This window comes from Cupriavidus necator (genome assembly GCF_016127575.1).
Classification (GTDB): Bacteria; Pseudomonadota; Gammaproteobacteria; order Burkholderiales; family Burkholderiaceae; genus Cupriavidus; species Cupriavidus necator_D.
This window is the reverse complement of record NZ_CP066020.1, coordinates 199,579-214,586: the sequence shown is the minus strand read 5'-3', so window position 1 is coordinate 214,586 and position 15,008 is coordinate 199,579. Positions and strand designations below refer to the sequence as shown.

8 protein-coding genes are annotated in these 15,008 nt (G+C 59.0%); 7 read left to right on the top strand and 1 reads right to left on the bottom strand.

The window, feature by feature from the left end; genetic code table 11:
- Nucleotides 1-99 precede the first annotated feature (99 nt).
- Nucleotides 100-675, top strand: coding sequence for a DUF1294 domain-containing protein (locus tag I6H87_RS33005; protein WP_011154084.1), 576 nt, complete (start codon nt 100-102; stop codon nt 673-675).
- 520 nt (nt 676-1,195) lie between these two features.
- On the opposite strand, the gene I6H87_RS33000 is transcribed toward I6H87_RS33005, so the two are convergent.
- Entirely contained in the window at nt 1,196-2,341 is a 1,146-nt protein-coding gene (locus I6H87_RS33000; RefSeq protein ID WP_136227935.1) for a hypothetical protein, read from the bottom strand.
- A gap of 519 nt (nt 2,342-2,860) precedes the next feature.
- Between I6H87_RS33000 and I6H87_RS32995 the strand changes: the two genes are divergently transcribed.
- From I6H87_RS32995 to avs1c, 6 genes are all read left to right on the top strand, one after another.
- Complete coding sequence (locus I6H87_RS32995; protein WP_011154083.1) at nt 2,861-4,831, top strand: ATP-dependent nuclease; 1,971 nt, start codon at nt 2,861-2,863, stop codon at nt 4,829-4,831.
- A 2-nt stretch (nt 4,832-4,833) separates the two neighbouring features.
- Entirely contained in the window at nt 4,834-6,735 is a 1,902-nt protein-coding gene (locus I6H87_RS32990) for a UvrD-helicase domain-containing protein (RefSeq protein WP_011154082.1), read from the top strand.
- Between the two features lie 231 nt (nt 6,736-6,966).
- Nucleotides 6,967-7,269 carry a hypothetical protein gene (locus I6H87_RS32985; protein ID WP_041688677.1) on the top strand — a complete coding sequence of 101 codons (303 nt, stop codon included), beginning with the start codon at nt 6,967-6,969 and terminating at the stop codon, nt 7,267-7,269.
- Between the two features lie 139 nt (nt 7,270-7,408).
- Complete coding sequence (avs1a, locus tag I6H87_RS32980; RefSeq protein ID WP_041688675.1) at nt 7,409-8,581, top strand: AVAST type 1 anti-phage system MBL fold metallo-hydrolase Avs1a; 1,173 nt, start codon at nt 7,409-7,411, stop codon at nt 8,579-8,581.
- An 11-nt stretch (nt 8,582-8,592) separates the two neighbouring features.
- On the top strand, nt 8,593-14,409 hold the full coding sequence (gene avs1b, locus I6H87_RS32975) for an AVAST type 1 anti-phage system protease Avs1b (protein WP_011154079.1): 5,817 nt from the start codon (nt 8,593-8,595) through the stop codon (nt 14,407-14,409).
- 6 nt (nt 14,410-14,415) lie between these two features.
- Entirely contained in the window at nt 14,416-14,700 is a 285-nt protein-coding gene (gene avs1c / locus I6H87_RS32970; RefSeq protein WP_051398625.1) for an AVAST type 1 anti-phage system protein Avs1c, read from the top strand.
- Nucleotides 14,701-15,008: the final 308 nt, after the last annotated feature.

The window sequence follows — 15,008 nt, the reverse complement described above, 5'->3', positions numbered from 1 at the left end:
ACAGCCGGCATATACCTTGGTGACCTCACGGATTCGGCCATAGTTTCGCTTGACGGCATCCCTTAAACTGGATCCTTCGCGCAACACCAGACGAAAACCATGAAAAAAGCAGGTCAGGTCAAGACGTGGCATGCAGACAAGGGCTTTGGCTTTATCGACGTCTACGCGGACATGAAGGATGTCTTCTTTCACGTCACAGCGCTACAAACACGCGCCGTGACGCCGACACCTGGTGACCGCGTGAGCTTCGAGCTTGGCAAAGGGAAGGACGGCCGGATTCAAGCCCTGAACGTTGCAATCGTCGGTGCACCGAAGTCGCGGTCAGACGCGAGCCCTTTGCCGGTGCTCGCAGGTCTGGCGGCCTTGGGGTTCATCGTCGGCGGCGCCCTGGTTGGTTATTTCCCTCGACAGGCCGGCATTGTCAGCCTCCTGGCCAGCATCATTACGTTCTCCGCTTACGCAGACGACAAGACGCGGGCCAGCCGAAACACGTGGCGCACGCCTGAGACCACCCTGCACCTACTGGCGCTCTGCGGCGGTTGGCCGGGCGCGCTTGCGGCCCAGCACCTGCTTCGACACAAGAACCGGAAACGGGAGTTCCAAGTTTCGTTCTGGGGCACTGTCGCCGTGAACGTTGGCGCAATGGCGCTTTGGCAATACGTCATTGCGGCCTGAGGGAAAGCTGAAGGCCGCGGCCGTCCGTTTGCAGAATCTTGTTCCCGAATGTTGCAGAATTTTGTTCCTGGCCCTCTGGGCCAGACGGGAGCGCCGCGGAAGGTGGCTTGGCGCGCGGCGGCCGTCTTGCAGCCTCCGCCTGCGTGCCCTGGCTGCAGCGGGCTGGGCAGCGACTGACCGATCTCCCGGGAAACGAACAAAATTACGCAAAACGTCGGCCGGAGGAACAATGTTCTGCAAAATTTCTTTGCATAAAATTGTTCCTGGCACCTCGGAAACGGCGAGCTGGCGGGCGACGGGCGGGAACAAAATTATGCAAACCGACGACTCTGCTCCCGATGTGCTTGGCTGAGTTCCCCTTAGTCTTCAGTTTACGATGTGTTCCATGCCTTCAATCCGTGGTCTGGGCTCATGCTATAGCACGACACCCGGACGCAGTGCTCTTCCTCACAGGTCAGGATATAGCTAAGCCCACGAGCATCTCACGGACATAGCGATCTCACCGTAGACGAAGAGCAGACTATCGATGTGGCCGGACAACGCGCACATCGTCAGGCCTCACGGGCAAACATCCGCCGCCCAGGTTCGAGCGCGAGCCGAGATCCCGTTGCGCGTCAGCTGTTATAGAGACAGCAGGATCGACAGCGTCGTACGGCGACCGACACAGCAACTTTACGCCACCAAAGTTGAACTGAAGATAGGCGCCAACAAATACGGCCTCCTTCCCATCGGGAAAGAACTCTTTTGTGGATGATGTAGGAATCCCAACTGCTCTTATAGATGGCAGGATCGACTCATTCTGCAGTAGATAAACGTGTGGCTGCGTATCGCTGACGCCGGCAAGTTCAAAGGATTGCCTGGAAATTGGCGCAAAGAACATGGCTGTTGCGATCGCTGCATACAGAACACCGCCGCCAGCCAATGCAGTCAGCAACCAAAGCTTACGGGGAGGATGTCTCTCAACCTTGGCGCCGAGGTAGGCCAAGCCAGGAACCACGCTAATGGCTCCTGCCCCGCAGCATAGAACCACAAAGGCCGCAGGAGAGGTGATATTCAGATCTTTTGTCAACCACCACAGCGATAGCAGCGAAGCAGCCGAAGCAACAGAGATTACGATGGGAAAGGCAATACCGACGCCCATGAGCAGAGCACAGTAGCCCAAATAGTACGCCGTGTTCCCTCCCTGTCGCATTACGGTAATACGCTGCTTCGTCGACGCGGGTAGAAGGTCCTCACGGAATTTGGCGGCCATTGCCGCTGCGGTTACCGCCGAAACGGCAGTGGCGAGCTGTAACGGGGACGTGATCGCGTCCGGAAAATATGCTACGGAGACACTGAAACAAAGTTGCCACATCAGCACGGGCACGAAATGAAGCTGTTGCGCCCGGGCCGACGCAAGACGAGGATTTGGTCTCTCATCGTCCAGCACCTCCGCCGCTGCCCCGAAAAAGATTGAGGGCAGGACAACCTGGAGGAGGAATACAATCAAGATTAATATCGACCCGACGAGCAGTGCCAGCAGGCCCGGCAGTGACCCAACTGACTCACCGAAGAGTTCCGACCAACCAAGCTTTCGAAGATAGAGCCAAACAGTCATCGCAGGCGCTACTAATGCGAGCGGCGAGACCTTCAGTATGATCTCTAGCAAATCCTTGATGAAGCTCATCCCTCGCAGGATCCTTTCGAAGTGAGATGTCTGGCTTTCCGTCGGCTTGGGATTAAGTGTCATTGAATTGCTGGCAAACAAGGGTATCGTGACAAGCCCGCGTAATTTCGCTAGAAAAGCACCAGAAATGCTTGCTAACGGGGCGGCTCTGGCGACGACTGTCGAATGCTCCTCGTCACCGGTAGGGACGGGAATGGCGTCGGAGTGGGGCTCAGCGAGCAACTGAGAAGGCGCCTTCACGCAACCGCTTGAGCTAGATACACTGGGGGTCCCTATAGGCACTGTCGAGTAAAAGAATGGAGGCTCAGGCGCGTATAACTGCACCGAGGATTTGGTTCTGAATCGGCATCTGCCCGGCAAGCCTTAATCCCTACGAAAGAGGGGGCTTGCTAGCTACCCGCAAGCCTCTCAGCACCGCCACGACTTGATGCCATAACAAAAAAATGCACCAATATACAGCGTGAATTTGCCACAATACGTATCTGATAAATTGCAAACAGCCAGGAAGAGCACCGTTTCATGCATATTGAAAGCGTCACGATAGCCGGTTTCCGCTGCTTCGGCCCTAACCCGACAGCCATCCCCTTCAGCCAGGGACTCACCGCGATCGTGGGGCCGAATGCATCAGGTAAGACAGCGGTGCTGCAGGCTCTGATGCGACTTTTCGGGGTGACGCGCGCTCAGCGCACGATCGTCCCCTCCGATTTTCATGTCACACCGACCGAGACCGAACGCCTCAAATCGCGGACGCTGACAATCGATGTACGCCTGAGCCTGCCGGAACTGGTGGACGGCAGCGCGACCGCTGCCACGGTCGCACCGGTGTTTCGCCATGTCCGCATCGAGCGCCCCGGCGGCACGCCTCTATGCCGCCTGCGGCTTCGCGCACGCTGGGACGACGATGGCACTGCGGAAGGCGCCGTCAGTCAGGACCTGAACTGGATTAACACAGCTGATGACGTCGTACGTGACGATCAAGCCTCCCCGGTAGCCCCGGGAGATCGCGGTCTGATCCAGCTCTTCTACACACCGGCCAGCCGCGACGCTGGCACTCAGATCCGAGCCACGACGGGGGCGTTGGCAGCTCGCCTGCTCAGGGCCATCGAATGGTCGGCGGGCACTCAGGCGACCGTCCACGCGGCTACAGAGCAGTTGCTGAATGCCTTTGGAAGCGAGAACGCCATTCAGGCCATCAGCGAGTCGCTATCCAAGCGGTGGGAGAAATTGCACGACGGTGACATCGACTGCAACCCCGAACTGAGCCTGATGAGCCGGCGGTTCGAGGAAGTCGTCGCACGCATCGGCGTGATGTTCAAGCGCGGACCGGCCGGAGAAGACCGTGGACTCGACGCGCTGAGCGACGGCCAGCAGTCACTCTTCTACTTCGCGCTGGCAGCCGCGGTCTTCGACGTGGAGCGGGCTGCAGTGGCGGGCCGCATCCAGGGATTCAGGACCGAGGAACTCAACGTACCAGCCCTCACCTTGTTCGCGGTCGAGGAGCCCGAGAACCACCTGGCGCCCTACTACCTCTCGCGTATCCTGCAGCAGATCCGCACGCTCGTCGAGACAGGCGCCGGCCAGGCCATCGTGTCCAGCCATTCCCCCTCGGTGCTGGGGCGCGTCCCGCCCGACGACGTGCGCTACTGCCGGCGCAACCAAGCGACTGGCGTGTCAACGGTGCTGCCCATCCCGATGCCGACCAGCGACGTCGAGGCCATCAAGTTCGTGCGCAACGCCTTCCTTGCATTCCCCGAACTGTACTTTGCGCGTTTTGTGCTGTTGGTTGAGGGCGATTCAGAGCGTATCGTGCTGCCGCGGCTGGCGGAGGCGCTCAACCTGCTCGTCGACCCGTCGTTCGTTGCGATCGTGCCTCTCGGAGGCCGCCACGTTAATCATTTCTGGCGGCTGCTCCATGGCCTGGGCATTCCTTACGCGACCCTGCTCGACCTAGATCTGGGTCGCGACGGTGGTGGCTATGGCCGACTCAAGAATGCCTTGCAGCAAATGCTCGCACTTGGCGTTCCTCGCGAAAAAATTCTGGAACTCTCCGATGGGACGCATCTCAGCGATAAGCGGCTTGCAGAAATGGAGACATTTGACGCAGCCAATCTCGAGGGGTGGTTGAGCTACCTAGAGCGCTCTTCCTCGGTGTTCTTCTCTTGGCCACTTGACCTTGACCTGGCGATGCTGGCCGCCTTCCCCGCTGCATACGCAGCCACGATCGACGGAGCTGGGCCGCGTATGACTAACGAAAGCGCTGCCGAGGTAGTGCTTGGAACGGCAGGTCCCGGGCTGATCAGTTACACCGGCAACGCGCAGATGTTCCGTGACCACATGGCTGCATACCGCTACCACTTCCTCACGCACAGCAAGCCTGCCACACACCTGCGCGCACTCACGCACATTGACTTGCCCGCATTAAAAGCCGGCATGCCTGCGCCTCTCCAGCGTGTGCTGCTGCATATCTCTGCTCAGGTATCAAGGTTGTGACAATGTCGTTGCCGCCAAGACGCGTTCCCCCCGGCGACTGGCAGCCGGTCGGCGTGCACAGCCTGGAGCCGAATGCATTGACCGTCGTTCGGTCGGCCGAGCACCGCTCGGTGCTTGCCGGACCCGGCGCCGGCAAGACTGAACTGCTCGCGCAACGCGCTGCGTTCCTCCTACAAACAGGCGCGTCCCCTGCTCCGCAGCGTATTCTAGCCATCAGCTTCAAGCGCGATGCCGCACGAAACCTCGCGCGCCGTGTGCGTCAGCGTTGCCACCCCGACCATGCGAGCCGCTTCGACTCGCTGACCTTCGATGCGTTCGCCAAGAGCCTCGTGGATCGGTTCGGACAGGCACTGCCAAACCGTTGGCGGCCTACGGCTGACTATGGCATTTTGTTCCCCAAGCGGGCGCATTGGGCCGACTTCCTGCAGCGTGCGTCCCTTGCTCTGGACAACCCCTTCGGGCAAGCGGCCGTGCAAGGACTCTCGGTCAATTACTTCGAGCGCCGTCATGTGCTCGCTGAGCGCTTACCAGAGGCCGGCTGGACGTCGGGAAATGCAGGCCTCTGGGCTGGACAGCGGTTCTGGGACGAACAGCTTCGAGGCGCCACGCGCAGCCACCTCACCTTCCCCATGCTCAGCCGACTGGCGGAACTGCTGGTCCGCGTTAATGCGTCCGTACGTAACGCCTTGGCGCTGACCTACTCTCATGTGTTCATGGATGAGTTCCAGGACACGACTGAGGCCCAGTTCGACCTAGTCCAAACAATCTTCCTGGGCATGCCAACGATCCTGACAGCTGTGGGTGACAACAAGCAGCAGATCATGCGCTTCGCACTAGCGATGGACGATCCTTTCGGCGCATTCGAACAGACTTTCGGCGCGCAACGCATCCCTCTGCTCAGCAACTACCGCTCCTCGCCCGAGCTCGTGCGCATCCAACACGTACTGGCGCAAGCGCTCGACACGTCTGCCGCGCACCCACAGTCAAAAGCCGCCGCCAGTATTTCCGATGCTTGCTGTGCCATCTGGGACTTCTCCAGCGTGAACACTGAAGCCCAGGCTCTTGCCCGGTACGTCGCGTCGCAGATGCGCGAGCATCAATTACAGCCCAACGACTTCGTGCTGTTGGTACGGCAGAAGGCGGAAGACTATGCCCGGGTCCTAGCCCCCGCCTTTGCGACCGCGGGTATCCCCCTGCGCAACGAAGCCGCCTATGTTGGCGCCCAGATGCTGCAAGAGCTGCTCACCGAACCCCTGTCGGAACTAGTGCTGTTAATCCTTCGCTTGGCCTGCGCCCCTCGAGGCGGATTGACCTGGATCGAAGCCCAGCACGCATTAGCAAACTTGCGGGGCATCGCGCCTACCGACGACCGTGCACGTCGCGTCCTTGCTCAGGATCTAGACGCCTTTGCGCGTCGGTTTATCCAGCAGCATCCCCAACCGCCGGAGACTGAGGCGATGGCCCGCGCTGTCATCCAGGAGGTGGAGGCTTTCCTGGGCCGTGATGCCCTCATCGCGGCCCATACGCCCTATGGACAAGGGGGGTGGCTCGCGGAAGTCGAGAATAGTCTGGCCTTGCATCTGCAGTCGAGCGCCGTCCAGGCAACTGACTGGGCTGCGACACTCGATGCCTACGAAGGAACAAAAGCCCTACCGCTCATGACGCTGCACAAGAGCAAGGGGCTGGAGTACCACACCGTGATCTTCATCGGCCTCGACGACTCGGCATGGTGGAGCTTTGTACAGGACACCGTCGACGCGACGGCAGGTTTCTTCGTGGCGTTCACACGCGCGAAGCAACGGGTGATCTTTACCTATACGCCACAGCGTGGTGCACGAGTCAACATCGCACCGCTGTATGGCCTTCTGGCGACGGCAGGCGTCCAAACCATCACTGTCGCTTAAAACAGGACACCTTCGAGTCGAGTCAAGAAAATCCAGCGAGTCCCGTTAAACTGCTGACGTGACGCAGCATCCCAGGAGAATATTGATGACCGGGTTCCCCTCTTACCTTGCGTGCTCAGTTGAGAATCCGGCAAGTCCCACGAAAGGCATATTATTTTTTTTAGTAGCCCTTGAAATATGTATCGTGATCCCCCCTGACCGATATTCGACTTCACCTGGAGGATGAGAAAAGTGCCGGAAATCAAAAAAAGCGATCTCAACTACGAAGACTACAGCTGGACCACCGTGACTGGGGACGATCCCAAGAAGACCAAAGAGGACGCAGATAGGTTCAGTCGTAAAGAGGGCTACGAAGTCTTGACGTTGCTCAATTCTCTCAAAGGCAAAGATCAGGCCGATTTGAGCATCCGCACGCGTCAAATCTGTGAATGGATGATCCACGAAAAGCTGCCTTCCGACATCCAAGGACGTTCCAAAGTAATAAACTGGATCGCTGCAAACTATTCTGATCTCAAAGAAAAATATCCCTTCTAAGAATCCGAGTTGACCCGCCAAGCGCGGGCCGACTTTTATTTGCCACGGACTGATTTGTCGAACGCAGATTTCGCAAGGTCGCGTACGGTAGGCTTCCAATGCGAAGAAGGCTGGGTTCAGGAGATAGCGAATAGCGTGCATGCTCAGACTGAAAATGTACCCGGCTAGAAACGGCGATGCCTTTCTTGTCGATGCTTCAGGCTCCCACGTCCTCATCGACGCGGGCTTTGCGAGCACCTTCAACGACCACATCGCACCCGATTTGAGGCAGTTGGCACGTGCGGGCGGCCAACTGGATCTGCTCGTCTGCACCCATATTGATGGAGACCACATTGGAGGGCTTCTCGAGTTCATCTCCTCGAACGGCGCTCCAGGAGCGCGAAGCATTGTTGAGGTCAAAGAGGTCTGGCACAACAGCCTTCGATCGCTTCCGTCCCCACCAGGCCCGCCAGACAGCGCGTCCGACTGCCAGGTACTCGAGGCGATCCGGAGGCGAGGATTTCTTCTGCCACCGGCATCTGGGCCGACTGCAAATCCCATCAGCGCAAAGCAGGGAAGCTCCTTGGCGAAGCGCCTCAAGCAATACGGCTACCTATGGAACGCGAGCGATGGCACCACGAACATGACGAGCGGGCGCCCCCCGTACACCTTGCCGAATGGCGTTCAGGTCCGCTTGATAGGCCCAACAGTGGCCCGACTGGAGGAATTGCGCACTTGGTGGATCCTGGAGATGCGCAGGCTCTCCTACAAAGGTGGAGCAGCGGTCGACCCTGTGGTTGAGGACGCCTACGAAATGGTTTGCGCATACACCCGGCAGCCGGCACCGGCGATGGTCAAGACCATTTCAGCTGGGAGCACCAAGAGGCTCAATGAGGTGTACGTGCCCGACATCTCCCCTACCAATGGCAGTTCGATTGCCACCCTCATCGAGAGTGAAGGCAAGAGGCTACTGTTTCTGGGCGATGCTTGGGCCGAGGACGTTGTCGTTGAGCTCAAGAGGCTCCATGGAGATGGCCGTCCGCAGCTGTTCGATGCCATCAAGGTGTCTCATCACGGCAGCATCCACAACACGAGCGTGGATCTTCTGTCGCTCATTGACGCTCCCATTTTCTTGGTTTCAACCAACGGATCAATCCACCATCACCCAGACTATGAAGTGTTGGCCGAGATCGTCGACAGGCCCGCGACCTTCGAGCGAAAGATCTACTTCAACTACGAGACCCCCGCATCCACTCGCCTCAGGGCGCACGTGTCAAGGTCCGGGGCGAAGTTCAACGTGGACGTCGTTCAAGACGGCTGGATCCACGTCTAGGGAGAAGAACAATGACTGAAGAGGAAGTGAAGCTCGCGACGTGCCAGGTTCTAGGTGCTGGCGAAGCCGGTACAGGATGGCTGATATCTGCTGACCATGTCCTGACGGCCTATCACTGTCTCGGCGAGGCAGCCGATCAAGGAGTCAGCCTTGAGGTCAGCTTTGGAGTCGGGCAGTCCGCGTCGAAGCAGCAGGCGGTCTTGGATGCGTTTGATACCGACCTTGACGTTTGCATATTGAGGCTTCAAGAGCCCTCCGCCTTCGCGCCAGTAGCACTCAACGTCGGCGCTCCGCGGCCAGGCGAGCGATGGCTCTCCTTTGGCTATCCGGTCTCCAAGCTGCAGATTGGCCAGGTCCTGCAGGGAGCGGTGCAGCAGGCCCTGAACGAGCTGGCCAACGGTGTAGATCTCGACCTCTCGGTTAGCCCGGAGACGGTGTTGACTGACTACCGCGGGATGTCCGGCGCTGCGCTCATGACTACAGACGGCTGCCAGGGGATGCTGCGCGTCAGCGTCGACAACGCCCTCGGCGCCGTGAGCACGGAGGCGCTTCGGGAGTTCCTGGCCGCAAACGGGCTTCTTCCGGAGGGCGAAGCGTCTCAAGGCGACGCCTCACCGTTCGCATCGCGGCCCGCGTTTGATGAGTTGTTTGAGTCGACAGTGGTCAAGGCCGGCGGAGGATACCTGTTCCTTGATGGTGCTCACGGCATCGGCAAGTCGACATATTGCCGAGGCTTCAAGCCGGAATCGGCCAATGTAGAAGTCCTGGGTGTCTATGCCTTTTCCGAGTGCAGTCGCGGCTCTACTCCGGCTCTCCAGGTGCAACCGGAAGTCTTCGTCGACTGGTTGACCTCGTTGCTATCGACGCGGGCTACCGGCAAGCCAGCTCGGCTGATGCAGCTCACATATGCACAGCTCATTCAGACGACGCATCAGGCCTTTCAGGCCTTGGCGCAACGTTGCTCGAGTGACGGCAAAGTAGGAGTGTTGTTCATCGACGGGATCAACGAGGCTGCTGCCGTCGGCGGTGACGCCTTGCAGCGCTTCGTCGGACTCTTGCCTCCAAGCATTCCGCCAGGAGTACAAGTTGTGGTAGTGGGAGCAGGTCTGGACGCCATCGCCGGCAAGCTCAGCCCTCTCCTCTATGGGGCTGAGCGCTTGACGCTGCCGACCTTGGACGAGGACATTCAGTACCGGCTTTGCGCGTCGTCCCTTGATGCAGAGAAGGTTACTTCTACACTGGTCTCTGCTCTTTGCGAGCGCGCAAAGGGCCATCCGCTGTACCTGCGCTACCTTGTCGACCTCGTTAACGGTGGCGCCAGCGAGGGCGACCTCGAGTCACTGCCGCCGTTTAGTGGATCTATTGAAGACTACTACGAGAGCATCTGGGCACAGCTCCTTGCGGAAACGGATGCGATCAACCTGCTTAGCATCGTCACGCGCCTTCGCTGGGGGATCCCAACGACCGACCTGATGGCCATGCTGACCCCGTCAGAGTCTGCAGCGTTCGTTCCGACCATCACTCGCATCCGCCACTTGCTGTCGGCACCGGACACGACCGAGGTCTATCACTCGTCGTTCTCTGACTTCGTGGTTCACAAGACATCGACGCAGAGCGAATGGGTTCAAGGGCGACTTGCTGAGTTCTGCCTTCAGCCTGGTAGCGGCGACTACGGGACGCTCAACCGTGTGTTCCATGGCCTCCGTGCCGACGCTCAAAAGCAGCTGGCAGCGATAGGTGAGTGCCAGCAGCAATGGGTCGACCAATCCGTACTTCTCGGGGCTGAGCCTGACGTTCTCCTGGGGGACATCGAGGATTCGCTTGAGGCTGCCACTCGTCTAGGCACCGCGACTGACATCTTTCGCCTCCTGCTTCTCTCGCAACGGCTTAAATTCCGTTACGACACGCTCTTTGCTCAGTCTGCTGGCCTTGCCGCTGAGGCCCTGATCGCGCTTGGCAAGACAGAACAGGCTATGCGGCACATCCTTCGCTATGGGCACCTCATCGTAGACCCGAGCGACGCCTTCGCCATAGCAAGAAGCCTCATCGAGGCGGGGCATCAGAACGAAGCCCTCGAGATCCTTCAAAAGGTCGACAGCCTGCTTCTACCGATCCTTACACGCGACGGCGTAAAGGTTGGCGAATATCTCAATGCAGCGGCAGTCAAGCTCCAAGGCTATGGCTTGGCTAGCTATGCAGGAGCCGATCCGTCCACATTCGACTTCCTGAAATACGTCATTCGGCTCGTCAAAGCACCCCAAAACAATATCTCGCAGGAGCACGGGCAGAAGCTGCTGAGCGACGTTATCGGCAACATGCTCGGAAACATCCTCTGCGTGGCTCATTCCTACAAGCCGCTCTCTCAGCTTCCTATCCCTACAGATACGCCCAACAAGGATCAAGCGCTCTCGCTAATCTCGGTGCTTGCCTATGCTCGCATCCACGCTCGCAACTACGGCACCCGCCTTCCGAGGGACAAGGTGGAGATGCTGCTCGCGGACATTGGCAGCAAGATTGACGACTCGCTAACCGTTGACGAGAAGGCATTTGGCGTCGTTGACTTGCTGATCGAAGCAGGAGCCGACGCCGGCCTCGTTGAGGCCTACTCCAACGGAGTGGTGTGGGATGCCGCTACCCTTCCTCTGTTTACAGAGAATCGCTCTCTCGCCGACGAGAAGGCGTTCGTGGAGGCCTACGCGCGTCTTCGAGCCGCCAATTTTCTGGGCCGTAACCAGACCAGACCCATGCCCGAGGCGCTGGAGCACGGCAACTGGGAGGAATGGCTAGAGACCCTGGCTCAAGCCGTTGCATGGGCAGACGCAAAAGTTCGCCATGCGCGCGCAACCAGTGACCCGGCCGCCCTCGCCTCTGCAAAGAAGTACCTCAACGATGAGGTTCTCCCATTCTTCAGGCTCGAACTCGCGTCGCGCATGCTTTGGGCCGGGGCCTACTTCATCCCTGAGAACATTCTGCCGCTCCTATACGGCCACCTTGCAGACCTCTATCTGGACTGTCTTCCCGACGAGGCTGCCGAGCTTCTCGAGGTTATTCAGGAGTCATTTGACGGACAACTCGGCCTGTACAATGAAGGCTTTCGTCGCGCCTTGGCAGCGGTGATCGGAACGCTCGTCAATGCAGGCATTTCAGGCGATACCGCCGATAAAGCGTTCGCGCTCTTGCTGCGTTGGCGGGACTACGTCAGAGACAACGTGCAGAACAGGCACGAGCTCGTACCTGAACTGCTCTCGATGGTCCCACTGTTCGCTCGGATGGAGTCCGCAGAGGAAGCTCTCCGTACCTATCACTCCGTCCTCGCCGCTTCGATGGGCCCGAGTTGGTACAAGGAGGACCAATTCGCCGTAATGTCGAGAGTGCTTGAAGCACTCCCAGCAGACGCTGAGATTGCCCCCGCGGCTTTAGCCCAGATTGCCGCGTACCTGGAACACGCCAGCGGAGAGATGACGTTTCAGCGATACGTCCGCTCAGACAAGGGGACGTTCATCGGGGAACTGAGTCGACGTGGCATGTATGCAGACGCCGTTCGCTACTTTCAGCATCAGGCTCATGGCAGCATCAAGGAGATGTGCGAACAAGCATCGGACGGTGGTCTTGACCGCGTAGCTCCTCTCGTTGGCATGCGTTACCCAGGCGGCGCGCTGGAGGAACAAGCGGCATTGATGCAGCTCCTTGAACACGCTGGAATCCACGCGGACTGGAGAGTGCGCTGGGCGCTCCTAGAGGTCTACCAGCACGGAGACGAGCGGTACCTGAGAGATTGGGGGCCAGCCTACGCGACCATCATCCAGGAAATATCACACAGCGCGGCGGACCTGGCTTGGGCAGTCAAGCGAATTGGCAGAATCGCGCACACGATGAATGCCGAGCGCGCTTGGATGCTCATGCATAGCTTGACGGGGGCGCTGCCGGCCTTCCTTTGCGAGGCGTTCTCGGAGATGCTTCAGCAGTTTCGAGAGTCTTTCAGCCCGAATCAGTTTGACCAGTTAACTGCGAGATTCGGTGTTCGCAGTGAAGTGGTTGCAGGCGGCCCGCCGAATCCCGACGTCCCAAATGCCGCAGAAGCTGCCGAGACTGATGAGGAGGACGGCGGCGAGGACCGGCTGTTCATGCCTGGCACCTTTGGAAGCAGAACTTCCGTCAGGGATGCTGACCTAGCGCTGGAGGAAGCGAGGAAACACATCAAGCGCCGAAACACATCAGCTGCCGTTGAGCGAGCTGTCTTCGCTCTCAGGGCATTACAAGGCGGCGGGTGGTCGATATGGGAGAAGGGCCACTCGGGCAGCAGCCTAGCTGACACGATCATCCGGGAGAACGTGCAGTCGGCTGATGAGCTAGCGCGACTGTACGGCCCACTGGCTCTCAATGAGCAGCACGTGCAGCGCTGGACAGCCGCGTATCACCTCATCAATTTGATTGGCCCCAAGCTAGATGCAAGTCAGCGGACCCAGCTACTGTCGGTCGCGACTGAGCATGTTCGCGAGATGGTGGGGAGCGCTCCGTCCGAAGCCTTCTCATACATCGGAGCAACAAAGCCCGTCAGTGCATCCGATGCCCTCCTTGAGCTCTTGCTTTGGGCACTTGATCACCCGAGCTGGGAGCGGCGCGATACAGCTGCAGCAATGGTGCTCTGGTTGCTGCGCTCTGACGATGCTTTGATGGCGAGGCTGGCCCGGCTGGCGTTTTCGATGGATAGTGGCAGCCGCGCTGACGTTGCTGCAGGGGCGCTGGACATCTTGTCCCGCGAGACTCCAGCAAGCCTTTGGGAACGTGTCGTGCGCTTCGTCGATGTCAACGAAGTGGTGCGGGCATGCACACATGCAGGACGGTTTGCGACGCTCCTGCGAATAGCCGACCGCGCGAGCAATAAGGGCGTTGCTTCAGCGGCAGATGCGGTCAAAGTTCTACGCGCCAAGCCAATCGCGCATCCAAGCCCAGAAGACCCGGCGAAGAGCCGCCTGCATGCAGACCACGTGCCTCCCAGCCTAACTGCATCTTGGAGGGAGCTTACGCGCTTGGGCATCTTGAACGATGCGGCTCTACAGCGAGCTGCGTCGATCCTTCAGGACTCGTGCGGACCATACGCCTTATCCGATGTGCAACAACTCGACAGCCTGGCTGCTAGAAGGCATGGAGAGTGGGCAGGCGTCGTCCCGGACCGATGGGCAGCAAGAGTTCGGTTTGCACTCAATGTTGCACTCTTCGCGCCAGCGTCGATTGAGCAGCTCGCCAAGATTGAAGCTGCTCTGCGCATTTACAACCCGGAGTCGTTGGTCGAGCCACCGGACGGAAGGCGGCTCGTCGCAGGGCTGATCGACGCAATGGAGTCAGGCAACGAAACAAGGTTCCTACCCTCAAGCGACGATCTCGTTTTCTTGGATGTCCAGTGCTATCTGGAGCGAAGGCGGCAGGTGATTAAGGTAGACCTTACATCGCACCTGCTCCCGCCGGGACAGCGGGAGCCTAACTCCGGGCAGTTAGGCACCTTTAAACCGACGGAGCTTCCGCGACCTGGGCCAAGCGACCAGCTTACAGTCTGCGGTCGTGTTAAACCTGGACTGGCACACTTTGGAGCTCTCACACCTGCCATAGCGAACCCGCAATTCGTGGATCTATTGCGTGCTCCACCTTCCGCTATGGTCAGGTACCATTGGAGAGACGGTAGCACTGTCCGAACTCGGGGAGTCAGCCGTCGTCATGAGGTTTCCATACTCGCCATCCGTCGCGACGCGTTAACCCTACCTGCGGGGTGGCGCATGCAATGGATGTTGAGGATCAACGGACAGGTCCGAGCGGTGCTTCATAAGGCGTAATAGATCATGTTGCCCAAACTCACGACAATGCAGCGGCCCACGACGAGGGAAGAGTTCGAGGAACGAATCAATCTCGTCCACGAACATCTTCAATCCGGCAAGATGCATCCCAATGGCATGGAGGGTATGTTGAACGTCCGACTGCTGCCCAATGGTCGAATCGACATGCTTAGCGTCGACGAGTTGGTCCGCCTGAATGCGAATATGACCTATCAGATGATAGCCACCGATATGGGGAAGAAGCTGAGGGAGCTTTCGAAGGATCGCGAAGGCCTCGACGACGAGACGTAATGGTCTTCGTCAAAGAGTGCTCAGCCTTGGCGGCAAACCGGGCGTCCCTTGTCGCCACGTTTACCGCGCAGGATCCTTCACAATCGGGACCCTGCTTCGACATTCGCCACCCGAGTGCGGCCGGCAGGCCGGCCGAAAAACGGTTCCCCGCCTCTTGCCTGGCTGTTAGACTCCGAGCAGGACCGTCCGCGGGGTACCTCGTCACACCGTCGGCAATATCGCATACCCGGTCCTAGCACGTCGCCCGTTCTCTCGCTCACTGAACTAAAAAATCATGCGGGGATCTGCCATTGCCAGCGCTTGTGTAG

Excerpts from the sequence above, each read along its gene's own strand:
- I6H87_RS32990 (WP_011154082.1), top strand. The coding sequence starts at position 4,834 with ATGTCGTTGCCGCCAAGACGCGTTCCCCCCGGCGACTGGCAGCCGGTC.
- avs1b (WP_011154079.1), top strand. The coding sequence starts at position 8,593 with ATGACTGAAGAGGAAGTGAAGCTCGCGACGTGCCAGGTTCTAGGTGCT.
- avs1c (WP_051398625.1), top strand. The coding sequence starts at position 14,416 with ATGTTGCCCAAACTCACGACAATGCAGCGGCCCACGACGAGGGAAGAG.
- I6H87_RS33005 (WP_011154084.1), top strand. The coding sequence starts at position 100 with ATGAAAAAAGCAGGTCAGGTCAAGACGTGGCATGCAGACAAGGGCTTT.
- I6H87_RS32995 (WP_011154083.1), top strand. The coding sequence starts at position 2,861 with ATGCATATTGAAAGCGTCACGATAGCCGGTTTCCGCTGCTTCGGCCCT.
- I6H87_RS33000 (WP_136227935.1), bottom strand. The coding sequence starts at position 2,341 with ATGAGCTTCATCAAGGATTTGCTAGAGATCATACTGAAGGTCTCGCCG.
- avs1a (WP_041688675.1), top strand. The coding sequence starts at position 7,409 with ATGCTCAGACTGAAAATGTACCCGGCTAGAAACGGCGATGCCTTTCTT.